This is a genomic window from Methylocystis sp. SC2 (assembly GCF_000304315.1).
Lineage (GTDB): Bacteria > Pseudomonadota > Alphaproteobacteria > Rhizobiales > Beijerinckiaceae > Methylocystis.
This window is the reverse complement of sequence record NC_018485.1, coordinates 1,877,388-1,895,221: the sequence shown is the minus strand read 5'-3', so window position 1 is coordinate 1,895,221 and position 17,834 is coordinate 1,877,388. Positions and strand designations below refer to the sequence as shown.

The window sequence follows — 17,834 nt, the reverse complement described above, 5'->3', positions numbered from 1 at the left end:
GTCTATTCGGCGGCAACGTTCTGGGGTTCGTCCGCCGACGCATCGCCAGCATCGCTTTCATCGACGATTTCGTCGATAGCCGTTTCGTGCTCTATCGCCGCCGTTTCTTCGACGGTGCTTTCGGCATGGTCTGAGACACTCGCCGTCTCCGATCCATGCAGCGCGCGACCCGGCGTGCGCAGCGGTTCGGGCAGCCATCCGGAACCGGCGAGCATCTGTTCGGCCTCCCGCGCCAGCTCTCCTTTCTTCAACTGCTCGATGCGCTTCGCCTGTTCGGCGCCCTTGGCCTCGCGCACGGCTTCAATGATTCGCGCCTTGGTCACGCGCCCGAAGAAATTATCGACGGTCGGCGTCCAGCCGGTCGCGGCGATGTCGAGCGACAGGACATGTGCGAGACGGTCAGCGTGAGCGATGGCCCTTGGCCGGCGGCTCCAGGCTTCATGCACGGCGTTGACGGTAAGCGAGATGCAATGGGCGAAGAGGCGTTGCTGCGTCCCGGCGTCGAAGGTCGTCAAAGCGTCCCACAGATCGCCGGCATCGGCGGGAAGCTGCTGCGACCAGTCGTGATGACGCGTGTCGACTTTAGTAGCGAGCGGCGTATCGCCAAGTCCCGGGGCTTGCGCGCCGAAGGCAACCGATTTCGGCTCGATCTCCAGACAGGAGTCGGAGCCGTAATGGTAGAACAGTTTCAGGCAGAGAACATGCAGCGCCGCGCGAAAGGCGACGCCGGGATCATTGCCCACCGCTTCACGCAGCGCCAGCGTGCGATAGGCGGTAAGTTCGGTGTGCAATTTGTCGGGCAGAGGCCGCAGACCTACGTCCTCGTCTTCCGCCGGCTCGGATTGAACCGCGCCACCCTTCGGCGCGACAGCCTTGGAAGCGGCTAATGCTGATGAGGGCGAGGCGCTCATCTCGTTCTCATTCTCCTGATCGGGAACGTCCCTTTCAGTGAGCGACACTTCGTCCTCGGGGCGGCCATAGCCGCGCTCGACGCGCAGCCGGCCCGAACCATCGATGCTGACGAACGCGCCCGCCCGGGCGATCTCGACGGGATCGTAGCTGACCGGCCGCTCCTCGATCGCGGCGATCGCGGTCTCGATCTCGCCGAGGCGCTGATCGACTTCCTCGGGAATCTCGTCCGCATCGGCGTGGGCTTCTTCAAGCTGCTCGGCCTCGGCGCGCAAAGCGTCGAGCGTCGCGGTTTCTTCGTCCGTCAGAGGTTGGCGCTCTCCCGAGGTGTGCCGCAGGCCGTATGTATGGCCGTAAGGAAAATCGGTCGCGACCTCGACCCATTTCCAGCCCTCGGCGCGGATGGCTTGCGCGTCGCGTTCGAGTTTTTCCGCGACCAGCCGGTCCAGCAGCCCAACGTCCTGCAGCCAGCCGCCGTCGTCGTTCTGGAACAAATCGCGCATGACGGCGCCGCCGGCCGCGATGTAATCTTCGCCGACATATTGCGCCCGCTTGTCGCTGGCGCGCACGGCGCCCTCGGTCAGAAGCCGGCGGATTTGATAGGCTTCCTTGTTGTAGGAGCGCTGGATCGCCTCCCAGACTTCCTCTTGGCGTTCGTGGTCCGAACTGACGGTGAAACCCATGAGCTGGTCGAGCGTCATGCCGTCTTCGGCGTAGATGTCGAGCAGTTTCGGCGAGACGGACGCAAGTCGCAGCCGTTGCTTGACCACATTGACGCTGACGAAAAACGCGGCCGCGATCTCCTCTTCGCTCTGACCTTTTTCGCGCAGCGCCAGAAAAGCCCGGAATTGATCAAGCGGATGCAAAGGGGCGCGCTGGACATTCTCGGCAAGACTGTCCTCCTCCGGCGTTCCCTCGGTGCGCACGACGCAGGGGATCGGCGCATTGCGAGCCAGGCGCTTCTGCTTCACCAGCAATTCCAGCGCACGATAGCGCCGTCCCCCAGCGGGGATTTCAAACATGCCGGTTTCGGCGCCGTTCTCATCGAGCACCGGCCGCACGGTGATGCTCTGCAACAACGTGCGGCGGGCGATGTCTTCCGCAAGTTCCTCGATCGAAACGCCAGCCTTGATGCGCCGCACATTGGATTGCGACAGCACCAGCTTGTTGAAGGGGATATCGCGCGAGGCGCTCAACTGGATTTTCTGAACCGTCTTGGCCATGGAAGTTACTCCACGACGAGCGGCCGAAAGCCTTTCTCTCGACCTGAAACCCGTCACGAAGCGCAGCGCCGCCCTCTTACTCTGAGGGCGACGCCGAAAAATAAGAGGAGGAAGGCGCAGCGCCAGAGAACCGTGGTCTCGGCGTCATTGCGTCACGATGATCAGGCGGCGCGCTCCAACAACGCTTTGGCCTTGCCCTCGATCTCGAGGCGCGCATCCTGATGCGGCTTGGCGCGGGCGATCGCGGTGATGCCCTGCACGAAGTCGAAGATGCTTTCCGGCGGTCGGCCTTCTTCATTCAGAACCGTCGCGATCACTTTGGCCGTTTCGGCTTTGCTGAACCCGCGCTTACGCAGAAACGCCTCCCGTTCCTCGTCCTTGCGGGCGACGATGCGTTCGCGCGCCGCTCTGACGCCTGCGATGAAAGGCGCTGGCGAGGAACGCGCGAAGTTCGTCAGCGCTGGCGTCGCCTCATGGGCGAAGCGCTGCGCCGCGAATTTACTGTGCCGGATGCTGATCTCTTCAAAACCTTCGACGCCCCAAAGGCTCCGGTTCATGCACACCGCACGAAGATAGAAGGAGGCGATGCCGAGCGTTTTCGAGCCGACCTCGCTGTTCCAGCAGTAAAAGCCGCGAAAAAACACATCTGGATCGCCGTTCGGCAGACGGCCGGCCTCGATCGGATGCGTATCGTCGACGAGAAACAGAAAGACGTCGCGATCACTGGCGTAAAGCGTCGTCGTCTCCTTGGAGACGTCGACAAAGGGATTGTGGGTCATAGTCGCCCAGTCGAGGACGCCAGGAACTTTCCAGCGCGTGTCGCCCGTTCCGTTCCCCGCGATCTTCATCACGGCGGCGACGAGTTCATGGTCCCAGATACGACCATAATCGGGACCGGTGACGGCGCGCAGCTCCGCCCTGTCGCCCTCGGCTTCGAGCGTTTTGATCAACTCGGCACGATGCGACAGCAGGCCATGCTGGAGATTGACGCCAGCGAGCGGCGCTGGGAGATCGCGCAAATAGCTCGACGGCGCGCCGACCAGACTGCAAAGCTGCCCGAAGGACCAGTGCGTCGGCGCGACCGGAACGTCCGAACCCGGCAAGGCCAGCGTCAGGTGCTCGGCGTTGGCGCCGCGCGCCTCCACCTGGATCTCGGCGCTCTCCACCATCCGCGTGCGGCTGCGCTCCGAGCGGCCGCGAACGGCGACGAACAGTTCCGACAGGGACAAAAACCGCTCGTCATCGGGACGGGAAAACCATTCCGACGACACGCGGCCGATACGCTGACCGCGTGACAGATCCACCTTGAAACCGCTCTCGTCGGCAAACCCGGCCGAACCCGCGCCCGCAGCCGCGGTGCTCGCAACATCGATGTTCATAACCAAGACTCCACGACGGGCAACGCGAGCCTCTCTCGCGCCTGCCATCCCGTCACGGAAAACCGGCCGAACTCTCACTTTATCGATGAATACCGATATCCAAGAAGGCCCGCATTCGTGGAAACTGACGCGGGGCAACAGAGAACTGGCGTTCGATCGCAGAGGCGGTGATCTTTCACGAGAAGGCCAACGGGGGCATGACGATCCCCGAGAGGCTTATCAAGCACGGCAACGTCGGCTTCGCGGTGGTTCTTCTCACCCCAGATGACGTGGGCCGCGCTAAGAACACAACCGAGGACAAGCCGCGCACCCGTCAGAACGTCATCCTTGAGTTGGGATACTTCGTCGGACGCCTCGGTCGGGACAAAGTGTGCGCCCTACTCAAGGACGATATCGAAATGGCGACCGACTACGTGGGCGTCGCCTATGTCAAATGGGACAGCGCGGGCGCATGGAAGATGCAGCTTGCGAAGGAGCTGGACGAGGCGGGCTACGACATAGATTTCAACAAGGTGATGAAGAGCGCGTGATAGCGAGGTACGCCCGCACCCTCGCTGCAGCGCGTTGCAACTTCCTGAGAGGCTCCGCGAGGTCAAGCCCCGCCTCGGCTCAACCGCTCATGCTCAGCGATCAGGAAGGTCAGATAGCTGCGAATGAGATTGCAATAGAGCCGCGCCTCGTGGAGTTGAAGCGCCAGCCCCTCTTTCAGGTCGACGCCGTGGCGGACACCGCCTCCGGTCGGCGAAGATAGATAGCCGTGCAGCGTCATCATCCACCCGAAAATTTGTTCCTGATGCCCGCGCCCTCGCTGACGCAACTCAGGGACGATCTTGTTGAAATATCGCCCCTGAATGCTGCCGTCGAAAATATCGGGGCTCCGAAACGCAGTGGCGATCGTCTCCAGAAGCCACACGACTTCCTGCACTGCCTGCCGACCATTTCCTTCAGCAAGAGCGCGCTCAGAGGCTCGAAGGGCTTCATCAATCAGGGTTTGGGCCTGCACGTCGAGCGAGGGCGGCTGCTCCGGCACCGCGATCGGAATGTGTACACGAGTAGCGACAAGATTCGGTGGGTCGATCTGATACCCAGCACCAGCATCGGAAAGAATGCGGTTGATCCTGCCGATATCCGGCAGGGCGATGTCTGGCCTCTGCTGTAGCTCCTCGCAGGCGCTGTAAAAAGCTTCAATGAAGAGCGGCGCATTGGTGGCGGCGTAGCTCATCTCTGTTTCCAAATCACTCGCCGCCCAACTCGCATTGCTGCTGACGTGGTGGGGACGGCCTGCCGCAGCGGAGAAATGCGATTTGAAATGTTCTAAGATGTTTTGGCGATTGCCCTGACCACAGATGCGATTGATCAGATCGAGGAAGCCAGCTTCCACGTCTCGCTCAATGCTACCGGGGCTCTCGAACCTCCATTCATTTTCAAAGAATAGCATCGTCACGGCTCAGGTTTGGTATGGTGATTGGTGTAATGATATGCTCGGTGAGAACGAGAAATTTTTAACATTAGCCTTGCAATCCGTTGCAATTTTCGTTCGGGTATCTCCACTCACTGGAACCGCCATCACGCGAATCGAACCGATCTACGCGGTAGGGTTCCGCGTGGCTGCTGCGATGGAACTGCACTCGGATACGAGGGCGTCGAGCGCTGTGTTGATCTTGCTCGCGTCGTAAGAGCCTGCCGACAGCGTATCGGGTGTCTGCCTCAAGAATTCTTTGATGTAGGACTCCTTGTGCTCCAAGGAGCCTTGGTAGGCCTTCACTTCCCTCTTGTAATTGGTCCAAAGCACCTGCGCGGGGGGAAATCCTCCGGCGTCGAGGTCCAGATAGCATTCAATTGCCGCCGCCCGTCGATTGATGTCCGTTTCGCTTACCCCCTCAGGTCCACGCGCCCGAAAGGCGCGAAACCGATCCAGTTCAGGCAGCATGATGGCACGCATGTTGACCGGCAGGAGGCGGTTGGAGAGCCGCCGATGGGCATCAAAGCCCTCCGCGTCATTGTCGAACAGGAAGACAACCTGATTGTGCACGTCGATTTTCGCGAGCCCTTCCGCAAACTTGAGCAGGTTGCCGGTGCCCGGAAATGGATGGCTTTCGCTAACGTCGATGAACCGGAAGAAATCCGCGATCTCTGGTCGAAGCAATCCAAATGCGTGCTTAAGGATATGCGCGTCCGAACTCCCCTCAGTGGCGACCAGGAAGGTCTCGGTTCGCCGCGCGTTCGGCACGAAATCACTTTCGTTCGCCCAGCCTGCATCCACCAGCGGTCCATAGTGCCAGATAACCTCGTCGTCCTCGTTCGCCTTGCATTCCGCTAGCAAGCGCATAACCGAGTATGGATGCATGATGTTCACAAGCTCGCCAAAATAGGTTCGCTCCGAGTATGCCTGGAAATCGAAAGGCGAATAGCGAGGGAGTCGAGCGGTGATCCCCTCGTTGTTGAAGCGTCCGCGAACACTTGCCTCGTTTGCTTTACCAGTACCCGAGACGAACGTTTCGTCTAAACTACGGAGCGGATGCCGTGTCACGAACTGGCGAAATTCGTCGAAGCTCATTAGGTCCGGCAAGGGCTCTTGCTCATCGTCGGCCAAAGACCGCCGCTCCTCGCGCCATGCCTCTGCCGTGCGCTCATATTCCCGCTTCACCCGTTCAAGCGAGAAGCCGAGCAACTGGAGCCTGGGAACGACATCCTTCAACGGACGCGAGAGAGCCATCTCCATGGCCACGGGACTTTTTCCCGTTTCCTCAAAATAATCATAGTCGATCTGCTTCCCACGAACACGCTTGCGATCCTGTTCCTGGAACAATGAGCCGTGATCAATCCCACAGAAATTCTTGCTATAGGTGAGGGATACGCTGCCAACATCTAATGTGATCTCAGTACCCAAAAATCAGCCCCCATGAATTCTCGGCCTCGGCCAGCCCCTCTCTGGGGGAAGCCTCCCACAGCCGCACGATCTCCACCGCTGGTCGATTGTTCAAGCCAAGTACGCCAGAAACCGCCGCCACTCCGCGGCCTGCGTCTGCCGGGTGTTCTCGATGGCCTTCTGCGCGAGCTCAATGATCGTTTTCGTCGCGACGGTGCTCGTGTCGTCCAATTCGATCCGTTGGGCCGGCTTGGCATCGATCCGAAGAAACGTGCCAGGATGCAAACACCGAACCTGATCGATCGCCAGCGCCTCCTGCGCCGTCATAATGAGGTCAATGATGGCGTGCCGGGCGAGCCAGCCAATCTTTCCAGGCGCGCCATCGACGGCGCCGGCCCGTGGCGCCCCAGCCGTTCCGATGCTGAGCAGATGGCATTCCTCGATGCGGCAGCCGAATTGCCGCGCTGCCTCGGTTAGAACGACCAGATCCGGGGCATTGGCCACAAGACCACCGTCGACATAGACCCGGTCACCGATCCGGTGCGGGGGAAAATAGGTCGGCGCCGCCGAGGTTGCGAGCGCGACATCGAGGGTCGAGACCTCGTCTCCCTTTCCGGTCGCCGCAGCGCTGGATCGGAAGAGATACGGTGTGCCTGTACCTTCCTGCACCGCGGAGACCACGAGCGGGACGGGAATGTCGGCAAAAGCCCTTTGCGCGCGGGGCTTTCCGAGGACTGCCTCGATCGCGCGCTGCAGGCCACCATTTCCATAGCGGGATTTGGAGAAGCCTGCGAATGACAGCGGCCTAGGTTGAAAGATCGCCGGTCCATGCTCGCGCATGAACGCCACGAGATCGCGCGCCAGCACGCCGCTGGCAAGCCCGATCGCGAGAATCCCACCTACGGACGTGCCGGCTATCATGTCGAAGCGCTTGCCGAGCGGGACGCCGCCTTCCGCTTCGGCCGCGGCCAAGATCTCGGCTGAAAAGAGCCCGCGGTAACCGCCGCCGGTTAGGGCGAGAAGGTGTCGCTCGCGCCGCCCGCGCCGCTCCCCTCTGGGAAGTTCGCCGGGATCGAGTTTTCGGCTGTTCATATCTCGATCATGCTGAGCGTGGTCCGCTCCGCGATGTCCTGGAGTTGCCGCGACCCGTTCGTAACGAGCGCATAGCCGCGGGCGATCGCCGTTGCGAAAATCAGACGATCATCCTCCCCGAGTTCATCGTCCGCATCGGGAACATCAATCAGGCGATCGCCGCGAAGACCGGCTTGCCAAACGTCCACAATCGCGGCATCGACATCGATGACGCCACCAGACTGCTCGAAGTCCCGACGTCCTTCCTGGTAAAGACGGCGCCAGTGATTGCGCTGAGTGACACCCATGTCCTCGATGGCGTGAGCGATCTGCCCCAGGCTGATGACGCTCACGAAAAGATCGCTTTTTCCGGGCCTGGTCTCCTCGAGCCATTGGAAGACGGGTCTCGCCGCATCGCGACTGAACAGATCCATCACCTGTTGCGTGTCGAGCAGGTACACATCAGACCTGCAGGTGACGCCGACCGCGGGACCCGCGCTTGAGCACCGGCGTAGTAGTCGCGGCTTCGAGCCCGGCGCGCGGCGCGAACGCCTGCCCCCAGTCGAACTCGTCCTGACCCGCGCGCACGACGGCCTCAAGATCGTCGATCTTCATGATGACAAATCCTTCGGACGGATCGACCGAGCTCCGCCTACGGCCACTCGTACGCCTCGGAACGACCACCTTGACGCTACTGGTCATCGCCTTACCGAAGCCGACACGGGCATCGCGTACACTGGTGCCGACGATTACTGTTCCCTCGCGAAGGGTGCCGTCGATCCGATTGAAGAATTCCCTGGCGGCTCGATCGCCAAGGCGATCGACTAACGCTTCGAGAGTGATACCTTCCTTCATCGCTCGCCGCGCCTTCGTCTTGGCCTTGAGCTTAGCCTTATCCGCTATCGTCATTGAGCGCCTCCACGTGACACACAAATAGCGTATTCGTGTACACGTATCAAGCGCGTAGCGGTGCGCTGACCTGAGGCGTACGCCATCCTGACGATCAAGGCGAACGTGGAAATCGCCCCAGTCCGCGACCGGCAGATGGTGGTCGTATGCCAGAAGCAGCGAATGGCCTAGCTCGATCTGACTCGCCCGGAAAATCAAGCGCACGCCCGAAGACAATATCGTACAGTTGGTCGTTGTGGGGAAAGACGGTAGCGCTCCTCCGCTACTCCTCTGGAGCGCGATATTTTTCGCTAGAGTACGATATAGTTCACTGTAGCATGAATGCGTAACTTGTTGGTCCGGGTCCGCGCGCCACAACTGGCGCGAATGCGGCGTCGCTCCCGGGGACGCGCCGCGAGCATTTTAGAAGCTCAAGCGGCGCGCCCGAATCATTACACTGGGTCAGCGCCCAGCGCGGCCGGCGAAAGCTCGACCAGCCTTGCGGGCTCCGGAGGGATCGCCACCATCCCCGCCACCACAATTGATCCGCCCCACAGTGCGGCGTCTCCTGCGGTCCCCGCGCTTTCGGGTCCGGGTCCCCTTCATCTTCATTCGGCGGCTGCTTTTCCAGTGCCGATATTCTCGATTTCAGCGATCGATTGAAATTCATTCAAATATTCCTGTCGGTTCTGAACCAGCCATCGAACGATCCGCGCGTTCCCGAGGAGCTTTGCGACATAACCCTTGGCCAACGTCAAATGGAGATTGTCGATGCCGTAGCTGTCCTCGATCGATTTCACTTGAACCTGCAAGCTGGTCAGTTCGCGATCCAGTTTTGCGATCTGATCGGACGTAATGGTGTTCGGCCCTTTGGGCTTCCTCTTCCGGGGATCGACAAGCTGTTTCTCGTTCGTCGCCGCCAGGAGCGCCTTTGCGAACATCGACGAGAAATTGTTTTGTCCGATCATCAATTCGGCGGCCTCCACCTGACGGATCGGGGCCATCTCGCGAAGGATTTCGAAGACGATCATCGGGCATGTCGTATCTTTCAGTAGCTCTACTGCTTCAGGGCATATTCCGTCGAGCATCCGAAAGCGACGCCGGATCGTCACGACATCGAGGTGCAAGGCTTCCGCAATTCGCTCTGGTCGAACTCCCCGATCCACCGCCCGAACGATCATGCGATGCTCCTGAACCGCGGCCAGCCGATTCAGGCGCTTATTGTATGTGTATGTTTCATCGTCCGTTGAGATCAAACATTCAACTTCATTGACGCCAAGGTCCTTGAGCGCTTCTATGCGGAGATGACCGTCGAGCAGGTAATACGATCCGGCGCGTCTCTTGTCCGGCGTCACCACGGGCGCCTCGACAAGTCCGATCGCGCGCACAGAACTGACGATCTGCGTGTATTTCTTCCCGGACTTGGTTCCAGGCCGCAGCGTCTTGAGCGGGACGATTTGATTGAGAGTGAGTTTTATCGTTTCTCTTAGAAAGCCCAGTTTGATGTCTGGAGCGTTTCGTACGTCCCGGTGGGTCAATGCAAATGCTCCTTCGAAATTCGCGCCGTTAAAGCACGAGGCATCGTATCGAGGCGTTCGGCGCGAAGTAGCGTCGTGAAGGCCGCCTCGGTCAACAGATCTTTAAGGGCCTCGACGACAAAAAGGAGCTTGGCCTGAGCATAGTCTGACTTCTTGACGAGAAGGCGCTGCTTTTCAGCCTCGCGTTGATAAAGCCGCATAAGCTCGTCGGGAGTGATCTTCTTGTGAGGACTCTTACGGCCGGGTGGGTTGCCCCGGATGGTCTTGCTTCGCTTCACCCTTTGATCGAGCAGGCGGCGAACAGCGACGAGCTTCTTGCCCTTGATTTTTCCAGCGGCATAGGCGTCCATAAGCACGTTCTGGACTTCGGCGTGATCCGCCCGGGCAATATCGATTGCGAAACTGACGGGTATGAGACCTGTTTCAACAGCTGTTAACAGTCGCTCCTCGCCTCGCTCCAGTAACGCAACGATCGTGCCGACCCAATTGGCGGATACGGCGATCTTTTGAGCGATTTCAGTGTCCGAGTAGCCTCGTTCGTGGAGACTCCCGATCTCCTGCATAATGTCTATGGGACGATGTTGTCGCCGCGCGATATTTTCGACGAGACTCATCACGAGACAGTCAGGTTCGGAAGCGTCGGTGACGACCGCTGGAATTTCCGTTGCGCCCAGGACACGAAAAGCTTCGAGACGTCCTTCTCCACATACAAGATCATACCGATTCACGCTTGCTCCCGACCGTCGACTGACGGTGATCGGCCGCTTTAGTCCAATCGTTTCGATATTATCAATAATCTCGCGGTGAAGGCGCTTGTTGCGCGCACGAGGATTGAGCACATTTATCTGGTTGATCGGTATCATTTCGATTTTCTGATCGCGCGAGACAGGCATCACGCGGTCTCCGTGATCGTGATGGGCGCTAGGGATTCAACAAATTGATCAAGCGAATCGAAACGATAGGCGTCTAGAGCGAGGCCGTTGTCCTCGGAAAGCTTCAATTTTTCGGCCGCGATATCGATTCGAGGCAACAGATAATAATCAAGAGGCGTTCGGTTTTCTGCGTCCATGCGCACCGCGATTGTCACGTCGGGCTGGAGACCAGCGTCGAATCGCAACCGCCATCGATAGGAGCCGCCATGGGTGCGCGCACAGCGAGCGATCACGATCGAGAGAGTAACTTCGTTGTTGACGAACAGGAGGCCATTTTTCGATTCATTGGACAACTGACAACCGACGCCCCGAAGACTTTCCACGATGGCGGCGATCGCGTTCTCATGAAGTGCGCGAAGGCGGCGATTGATTTCGATGTAGCAATAGTCTCGCCGTGGCGTATAGCCAATGAGACGATAAGTTTGTAAGAGGCTGCCAAACCGTGTTCGATACGCGCTGCTCGACGGAAGCCCCTCGGCTTCGTCAATGATCAAGCCCGACAAGAGTCCAACGTTTTTTCGAAGCTGGCGGAGGAGGTCGAGCATCTCCGTATCGGACAACCGAAGAGATCGTGCGCGAATGATTTCTTGTGCTTCTGAAAAAAGCTTTGCGTCGACGAGGGCCGGAAATACCCCATCTGAGCGAATCCACATATCGGGGTGATTTCGGACACGCTTCTTTTTCAGCTTGAAAGACACGCGATTCCAAACATTATTTCCAATGTATTTTTCGTTGATCAGAATCTGATGAACGGTTCCTCTCGTCCAGGGATGTCCCGCATCGGTCGTGATTCCTCGCACGTTGAGGTCATCGGCGATGTGGCGCTCCGACAGGCTTTCTTCGACGAAGCGATGATAAACTTCCCGAACCACGGCGATCTCGGCGTCGGGGCCGGAAACAAGAACGACGCGATCTGTCTGGAGGCTTTTATGTTCTCCTCGCGAGAGTTCGGCTTTTGGAACTCCGGTTTGATCGACGAGCCTGCGGCGTAATCCGAATCCAGGCGGACCGCCTTGGCGGAACCCGAGTTCGATCAGCCTACACTGGCCGGCGAACACTTTAGTCGACAGTTCGCGGCTATATTCACCTGCCATGGCTCGCTTCACGCCTTTTACGATCGTCGAGACCGGGCTTCCGTCATTTTCAAATTGTTCCGCGCAATATCGGACAGTGATTCCGGAACGCTTGCAGATGTACTCGTAGAAGGCGCTTTCATCGGCGTCCTGAAAGCGACCCCATCGGCTAACGTCGTAAACGAGTATCGTTTCAAAATCAGCGCGCTTGCTCTCCACATCTTCGATCAAGCGCTTCAGCGCGTCTCGTCCATCGATGTTGAGACCGCTCTTGCCCGCATCGGCATAGGTTCTGACGATATCGAGCGATCGTTCGGCGGCGTAGCGACGGATCGCATCTGACTGGTTCTCGGTCGAATATTTTTGATGGTCAGTTGACATGCGGACATACTCAGCCGCCCGGGTTCCCTTCTCGAGTCTTGGTGGTTCGAAACCGAGGTGTCGGGTTGGCTTTGTCACGACGCGACACCCTGCCCACTGGGGGTTCGAGGAAACGCATCAGATCACCGTGAACGAAGAAATGTTCGTTCAGACTGCGCCACCCGTCTCCGCATCTTAATGAGCTTAATCGGGGAGGATGCGGAAGATGTTGCCGAAAAAGGGCAAGAAGTTACACTGGAGATCGCAAGAACCTGCGTTCAATGAGAAATTTGAAAATGCGATAGCGAGGGCGCTGAAAAGCGAACTCGGTTCGACGCATCAAGCCGTTAAAACAGTGATGAACTGGACCGGCGCCAGCGAACGGACTGTAAAACATTGGCTTGCCGGAACGCACGGCCCAAGCGGACCGTACCTCATCGCGCTGGCGCGCCATTCGGACAGCGTGATGATGTACTTCCTTACGGCGGCGGGTCGGTCGTCAATGCTGGTTGGAGCCGAATTGTATCAAGTGCGATCCAAGCTTTCTGAGGCGATCACGGCAATTGACGCGCTATGTCCCGCGTTGCCACAACGGCGCGACCCCACGATTCCAGAAGAGCCTGGATCGGATGAAAACCAGCGCGGGACGATAAGGACCTGAGAGTTAACCGCGAAAGATTGATGCGTGGCTGAACCCGGCCTTGAAATGTTCGTCAAATTGACGTACAAATTAGGGGGAGGCATGAATATGGCCACGACAGCGAAGAAAGACCGGCGGCTGCGGGAGGAACGCCTCGGATTTCGAGTCGACGAACCGACCAAGGCTCTGATCGAGCGCGCCGCGCAGCTTGAGCGGCGGAAGTTGACAGATTTTTGTATGGCCGCGCTCACGGAAGCTGCCCGCAAGACGATAGCGGAACACGAAATGCTTGTGCTCTCTGACCGTGATCGGGGCGTTTTTTTTGATGCCCTGGTCAACCCGCCTGTGTTGAATGAGCGACTTCAACGTGCCTTTGCCGAGCATAAGCGTCGGGTCACACGGTGAATGGCGAAGCAGCCGTCGGCCGATCTTCGGATTGACTTGCTTGCCGAGCAGCATGATCGACGGGGCTTCTCCTGCGGGGTCGAGAGCCTCGATCTCTATTTCAAAGCGCAAGCTGGGCAAGACGTTCGCCGGCACGCCAACGCCGTGTTTATTTTGACCAGAACCAACGAACCAGAGCGTGTTCTTGGTTATTACACGCTTTGCGCCATGACCGTTGCTCAGGGCGAGGTGCCCGATGCAGCCAGAAAATTCATTCCCCGATACCCGCTCGTCAGCGCAACGCTGATTGGCCGGTTGGCGGTGGCGAAGGATCTCCAGGGAAAGTGTTTGGGCTCGATCCTTTTAGCCGACGCATTGCAACGAGCGTTTATGAGCGCCAGCACGGTGGGGTCTTCAATGGTGGTCGTCGACGCCTTGGATGAAACGGCGGCGGGATTTTATACCTCCCACGGGTTCATTCGCCTCCCCGACTCGAACAGACTGGTGTTGCCGATGGTGCGCGCGGGCGGTCCGAATAGGAAATGACAACCCGCCTCTCCATCGCCAACGCCTCGCAGCATCTCCAGCACATGCGCCGCGCCGGCCTGGTGGGCGCGAGACGCGACGGCAAATTCGTCTACTATCGGCTTGCCGATGAAGCCGCGCTCGATCTTCTGGCGGCGCTCGGTCGGTTGGCGGAACGCAAAGTCGCGGAAGTCGAACGCATCATGCGCCGCTATTTCAATGACCGAGAAAGGCTGGAGCCCGTACCGCGCGACGAGCTGTTCCAGCGAATCCGCGACGGGTCGGACACGGTGCTGGACGTGCGGCCGGAAGACGAGTTTGCGCTCGGCCATCTTCCCAATGCCTTGAAAATTCCACTGAAAGCGATGGAAGCGCGGCTATACGAACTCGATCCGTCGCGAGAAGTCGTCGCTTACTGCCGGGGCGTTTTTGCGTGCTTTCCTTCGAGGCGGCGGCGTTGTTGCGCAGGCGCGGCTTCAACGCCCGCTGTCTGGAGGACGGCCTGCCCGAATGGCGCGCCGCGGGATTGCCGATCGTCGCCGAGGCCTGATGAATGACCGTCGTCGAGAAAAACAAACTTAAGGGAGGAAAAGATGACCGGCGTGATCCAGGCTCACAACCAAAAGTCGGCAGCTGTGTGGAACTCTGGCGGCGCCCACTACGAAGATATCAGCCGCGGCATCGCCGATTCGATCGAACACTGCGTGCTGCGCCTTGATCCCAAGCGCGGCGAACGCATTCTTGATCTTGCGACTGGAACCGGCTGGACATCTCGCGTCCTCGCGAGGCGAGGCGCGAACGTCACCGGCGTCGACATCAGCGAGAAGCTCATCGAGACCGCGATCGAACGCGCAAAGAGCGAAAAACTCGACATTGCCTATGAAATTGGAGACGCAGAAAGTCTGCCGTTCGAAGAGGGAGAATTCGACGCCGTCATTTCAACCTGTGGCGTGATGTTCGCAAGCCGTCCGGAGGCCGCCGCGGCCGAGCTGGCGCGCGTTTGCAAAAAGGGCGGACGCATCGCATTGACCACCTGGTTGTCCGACAGCAATCTCTTCAAGATGTTCTTGGTGATGAAGCCCTATATGCCGCCGCCGCCAACGCCCGCGCCGCCGTCGCCTTTCGAATGGGGAAAAACGGAGCGTATCAATGAATTGCTTGGCGCCAATTTCGACCTCGCATTTGAAAAAGGAACTTCGTTCTACCGCGAGCCGAGCGGCGAAGCGGCGTGGAAAACGTTTTCGACGGGCTACGGACCGACGCATTCGCTCGCGGAAAATCTCGACGCTACGCGGCGCTCGGAGCTGGAGCGCGATTTCGTCGCCTTCCACGAGGGGTTTCGAAATGATCTCGGCGTCTGCGTGCCGCGAGAATATTGGCTGACGGTCGGAATCCGAAGGTAAATTAAGGCTGCCTTATGCGGAGGGAGCTCGTGGGCTTTGAGCGAGGCCTCGGGCCGCATCATCCCAAGCTTCGGTGATGCCGTAATCCTGATGGAAGTGCTTGGGATAGAAATGATGACCTGCGTATCCCGCGGCAAACAGCGGTGACACGATCAGTAGCGCGATTTTTCGCATTCTCCAATCTCTCTTGGACGCAGTGATAGACGCAGGAGCCCTCCGCGGCCAGTTGCGGTAGTTGTTCTTAGTGTGGTGTTCGGGCAGCGCAGTGCAAAGCCGGTCGTGCTCAGACAACAATAGCGCGCCTTCCACTCGTCGTGCCGGATAACCCAAAGCTTTCTGCTTAGGTCGAGAACGGCGGCATCTCGATTTTGGCTTTAGGTTCGATCTCCGCTTGCCTCAGTCGCAGGGAATTAACGACGACGCTGACTGATGACAGCGCCATCGCCGCGGCGGCGATCGTCGGCGATAAAAGTAGCCCGAAGATCGGATAGAGCGCGCCAGCCGCAATGGGCACGCCCGCGGCATTATAAATGAATGCAAAGAACAGATTCTCGCGGATGTTGCGCATCGTTGTCTTGGAGAGACGTCGGCCACGCACGATGCCTCCGAGATCGCCCTTCAGCAAAGTCACCCCCGCACTTTCGATCGCGACATCGGTTCCGGTTCCCATGGCGATGCCGACATCGGCGGCGGCCAAGGCAGGGGCGTCATTCACGCCGTCTCCCGCCATGGCGACGATTCGACCCGCCTCGCGCAAGCGGCTCACGACCTTGCTCTTGTCCTCCGGGAGGATCTCAGCTTCGATCTCGCTGATCCCCAAGCGTTTGGCGACGGCGCGCGCCGTTGTCCAGTTATCGCCGGTCAGCATCACCACGGCGACGCCATCTTCGCGCAGCGATTGCAGCGCGGCTTCCGTCGTCGGTTTAATCGGATCGGCAATGGCGATGACGCCAGCAATCTTTCCGTTGATCGCCACGAAGATCGCTGTCGCGCCGTCTTCCCGCAGGCGTTCGGCGTCGCTATCGAGCGGCGTCGCATCGACGCCGAGCTCCACGAGATATCGACGATTGCCGATCGCGACCGCATTGCCTTCGACCCGGCCGATGACGCCCTTGCCCACGGGGGAATCGAAATCCGTCGCGCCCTTGAGCGCGAGCCCGCGCTCGGCTGCCGCCTGAACGATCGCCAACGCCAGCGGATGCTCGCTGGCGCGTTCAAGACTCGCCGCCGTCGCCAATAGATCGTTCTCTGCGATGCCCGCAACGACGCGGATGGCCGTGACGCGCGGCTTGCCTTCGGTAAGCGTCCCGGTCTTGTCCACCACCAGCGTGTCTATTTTTTCCAAGCGCTCCAGCGCCTCGGCGCTTTTTATCAGCACGCCCGACTGCGCGCCGCGTCCCACGCCGACCATGATCGACATCGGCGTCGCAAGACCGAGCGCGCAGGGGCAGGCGATGATGAGAACGGAGACCGCCGCAACAAGGCCATACGTCATGCGCGGTTCCGGTCCCCAGATCGCCCAGGCAAGAAATGCAAGAACGGCGACGAGAATGACGATGGGCACGAACCAACCCGCCACTTGGTCCGCGAGGCGTTGTATTGGCGCGCGGCTTCTCTGCGCCGATGCGACCATCTCGACAATCCTTGAGAGCACGGTGTCGTGGCCAACCTTCTCGGCGCGCATCACAAAGCCGCCAGTCTGATTGAGCGTGCCGCCAATGACGTTGTCGCCTGCAGTCTTGGTCACCGGCATGGATTCGCCGGTGACCATGGACTCATCGACCGAACTGCGGCCCTCGACGAGTGCGCCGTCCACAGGAACCTTTTCTCCTGGACGGACGCGCAGGCGCTCGCCGACCTTCACAAGATCCAGCACAATCTCTTCGTCGGATCCGTCAGCGTTAATCCGAGTCGCCATTTTTGGCGCGAGATCGAGGAGCGCGCGTATGGCGCCGCCGGTCTGTTCCCGCGCGCGCAATTCAAGAACTTGTCCAAGCAGAACAAGGACGGTGATCACCGCCGCCGCCTCGAAATAGATCGGGACAGAGCCGTCGATGTTGCGAAATGCAGGTGGAAAAAGAGACGGCGCGATTGTTGCGGCGACGCTGTAAATCCAGGCGACGCCAGTTCCCATGGCGATGAGCGTGAACATATTCAGATTGCGCGTCACGAGCGACTGCGCGCCTCGAACAAAAAACGGCCAGCCGGCCCAGAGCACGACCGGGGTCGCTAAAACGAGCTGTAGCCAGTTCGACGCCTGCGGCGCTAGCAAGTGATGCAGATTGAATAAATGGTCGCCCATCTCCAAGACGAGCACCGGCGCCGCCAACGCCAGCCCGATCCAGAACCGCCTGGTCATATCTACGAGTTCGGCGGTCGGTTCGGCTTCACTTGAAGCGACCAGCGGCTCGAGCGTCATGCCGCAGATCGGACAATTGCCGGGGCCGATCTGGCGAATTTGCGGATGCATCGGGCATGTGTAGATGACGTTCGACGCGTGCGTATCGCCGTGAGCTGCATCTTCGGTCGCGCCGCCGGCGCGGGCGGATGTCGATTCCTCATGAGAGGCGTGATCATGCCGATGCTCGTGGGCCACGCGGATCATCCTTCTCTTACGCCATCAGAACGGCATCCTAATTG

General features: G+C 59.5%; 17 protein-coding genes. 6 read left to right on the top strand and 11 right to left on the bottom strand.

The window, feature by feature from the left end:
• Positions 1–2: 2 nt before the first annotated feature.
• The gene (locus tag BN69_RS09150; protein ID WP_014891312.1) at positions 3–2,132 is read right to left on the bottom strand and encodes a ParB/RepB/Spo0J family partition protein; all 2,130 of its coding nucleotides are present in this window, start codon (positions 2,130–2,132) and stop codon (positions 3–5) included.
• Between the two features lie 161 nt (positions 2,133–2,293).
• Complete coding sequence (locus tag BN69_RS09145) at positions 2,294–3,511, bottom strand: hypothetical protein (protein ID WP_014891311.1); 1,218 nt, start codon at positions 3,509–3,511, stop codon at positions 2,294–2,296.
• A 167-nt stretch (positions 3,512–3,678) separates the two neighbouring features.
• Here BN69_RS09145 and BN69_RS09140 point away from each other — a divergent pair, with 167 nt between their 5' ends.
• Positions 3,679–4,041: a TIR domain-containing protein gene (locus BN69_RS09140; RefSeq protein WP_014891310.1), complete on the top strand. Its 363-nt coding sequence runs from the start codon at positions 3,679–3,681 to the stop codon at positions 4,039–4,041.
• A gap of 62 nt (positions 4,042–4,103) precedes the next feature.
• Here the strand turns inward: BN69_RS09140 and BN69_RS09135 are convergent, their stop codons facing one another.
• The 8 genes from BN69_RS09135 to BN69_RS09100 form a co-directional block, all read right to left on the bottom strand.
• On the bottom strand, positions 4,104–4,892 hold the full coding sequence (locus BN69_RS09135) for a hypothetical protein (protein ID WP_244434897.1): 789 nt from the start codon (positions 4,890–4,892) through the stop codon (positions 4,104–4,106).
• Between the two features lie 204 nt (positions 4,893–5,096).
• Positions 5,097–6,401, bottom strand: coding sequence for a HEPN/Toprim-associated domain-containing protein (locus BN69_RS09130; protein WP_041926896.1), 1,305 nt, complete (start codon positions 6,399–6,401; stop codon positions 5,097–5,099).
• A 90-nt stretch (positions 6,402–6,491) separates the two neighbouring features.
• Entirely contained in the window at positions 6,492–7,472 is a 981-nt protein-coding gene (locus BN69_RS09125; RefSeq protein WP_014891307.1) for a CBASS cGAMP-activated phospholipase, read from the bottom strand.
• The gene (locus BN69_RS09120) at positions 7,469–7,912 is read right to left on the bottom strand and encodes a PIN domain-containing protein (protein ID WP_041926895.1); all 444 of its coding nucleotides are present in this window, start codon (positions 7,910–7,912) and stop codon (positions 7,469–7,471) included. The genes BN69_RS09125 and BN69_RS09120 overlap by 4 nt, the downstream gene beginning before the upstream one ends.
• Position 7,913: 1 nt before the next feature.
• Complete coding sequence (locus BN69_RS09115; RefSeq protein ID WP_041926894.1) at positions 7,914–8,360, bottom strand: hypothetical protein; 447 nt, start codon at positions 8,358–8,360, stop codon at positions 7,914–7,916.
• Between the two features lie 587 nt (positions 8,361–8,947).
• On the bottom strand, positions 8,948–9,697 hold the full coding sequence (locus tag BN69_RS09110) for a plasmid partitioning protein RepB C-terminal domain-containing protein (protein WP_473086666.1): 750 nt from the start codon (positions 9,695–9,697) through the stop codon (positions 8,948–8,950).
• A 176-nt stretch (positions 9,698–9,873) separates the two neighbouring features.
• The gene (locus BN69_RS09105) at positions 9,874–10,770 is read right to left on the bottom strand and encodes a plasmid partitioning protein RepB C-terminal domain-containing protein (RefSeq protein ID WP_014891303.1); all 897 of its coding nucleotides are present in this window, start codon (positions 10,768–10,770) and stop codon (positions 9,874–9,876) included.
• On the bottom strand, positions 10,770–12,341 hold the full coding sequence (locus tag BN69_RS09100; RefSeq protein WP_256364812.1) for a recombinase family protein: 1,572 nt from the start codon (positions 12,339–12,341) through the stop codon (positions 10,770–10,772). Before BN69_RS09100 ends, BN69_RS09105 begins: the two co-directional genes overlap by 1 nt.
• A gap of 127 nt (positions 12,342–12,468) precedes the next feature.
• Between BN69_RS09100 and BN69_RS09095 the strand changes: the two genes are divergently transcribed.
• Genes BN69_RS09095 through BN69_RS09075 form a run of 5 tightly spaced genes read left to right on the top strand, consistent with a single transcriptional unit; the run spans position 12,469 to position 15,194 of the window.
• Complete coding sequence (locus BN69_RS09095; protein ID WP_014891301.1) at positions 12,469–12,903, top strand: hypothetical protein; 435 nt, start codon at positions 12,469–12,471, stop codon at positions 12,901–12,903.
• A gap of 24 nt (positions 12,904–12,927) precedes the next feature.
• The gene (locus tag BN69_RS18765; RefSeq protein WP_244435072.1) at positions 12,928–13,287 is read left to right on the top strand and encodes a type II toxin-antitoxin system TacA family antitoxin; all 360 of its coding nucleotides are present in this window, start codon (positions 12,928–12,930) and stop codon (positions 13,285–13,287) included.
• On the top strand, positions 13,288–13,812 hold the full coding sequence (locus BN69_RS09085) for a GNAT family N-acetyltransferase (RefSeq protein ID WP_041926892.1): 525 nt from the start codon (positions 13,288–13,290) through the stop codon (positions 13,810–13,812).
• Positions 13,809–14,348, top strand: a complete 540-nt coding sequence (locus BN69_RS09080) for an ArsR family transcriptional regulator (protein ID WP_051013260.1) — start codon at positions 13,809–13,811, stop codon at positions 14,346–14,348. Before BN69_RS09085 ends, BN69_RS09080 begins: the two co-directional genes overlap by 4 nt.
• 36 nt (positions 14,349–14,384) lie before the next feature.
• The gene (locus BN69_RS09075) at positions 14,385–15,194 is read left to right on the top strand and encodes a class I SAM-dependent methyltransferase (RefSeq protein WP_014891297.1); all 810 of its coding nucleotides are present in this window, start codon (positions 14,385–14,387) and stop codon (positions 15,192–15,194) included.
• 340 nt (positions 15,195–15,534) lie between these two features.
• Here BN69_RS09075 and BN69_RS09070 read toward each other — a convergent pair whose 3' ends face one another.
• Positions 15,535–17,799 (bottom strand): copper-transporting P-type ATPase, encoded by a 2,265-nt coding sequence (locus BN69_RS09070; protein ID WP_014891296.1) that lies wholly within the window; start codon positions 17,797–17,799, stop codon positions 15,535–15,537.
• Between the last annotated feature and the right edge of the window lie 35 nt (positions 17,800–17,834).

Coding starts and splice junctions, on each gene's coding strand:
- BN69_RS09150 (WP_014891312.1), bottom strand. CDS start 2,132: ATGGCCAAGACGGTTCAGAAAATCCAGTTGAGCGCCTCGCGCGATATC.
- BN69_RS09145 (WP_014891311.1), bottom strand. CDS start 3,511: ATGAACATCGATGTTGCGAGCACCGCGGCTGCGGGCGCGGGTTCGGCC.
- BN69_RS09125 (WP_014891307.1), bottom strand. CDS start 7,472: ATGAACAGCCGAAAACTCGATCCCGGCGAACTTCCCAGAGGGGAGCGG.
- BN69_RS09115 (WP_041926894.1), bottom strand. CDS start 8,360: ATGACGATAGCGGATAAGGCTAAGCTCAAGGCCAAGACGAAGGCGCGG.
- BN69_RS09105 (WP_014891303.1), bottom strand. CDS start 10,770: ATGCCTGTCTCGCGCGATCAGAAAATCGAAATGATACCGATCAACCAG.
- BN69_RS09095 (WP_014891301.1), top strand. CDS start 12,469: ATGTTGCCGAAAAAGGGCAAGAAGTTACACTGGAGATCGCAAGAACCT.
- BN69_RS09085 (WP_041926892.1), top strand. CDS start 13,288: ATGGCGAAGCAGCCGTCGGCCGATCTTCGGATTGACTTGCTTGCCGAG.
- BN69_RS09080 (WP_051013260.1), top strand. CDS start 13,809: ATGACAACCCGCCTCTCCATCGCCAACGCCTCGCAGCATCTCCAGCAC.
- BN69_RS09075 (WP_014891297.1), top strand. CDS start 14,385: ATGACCGGCGTGATCCAGGCTCACAACCAAAAGTCGGCAGCTGTGTGG.
- BN69_RS09070 (WP_014891296.1), bottom strand. CDS start 17,799: ATGATCCGCGTGGCCCACGAGCATCGGCATGATCACGCCTCTCATGAG.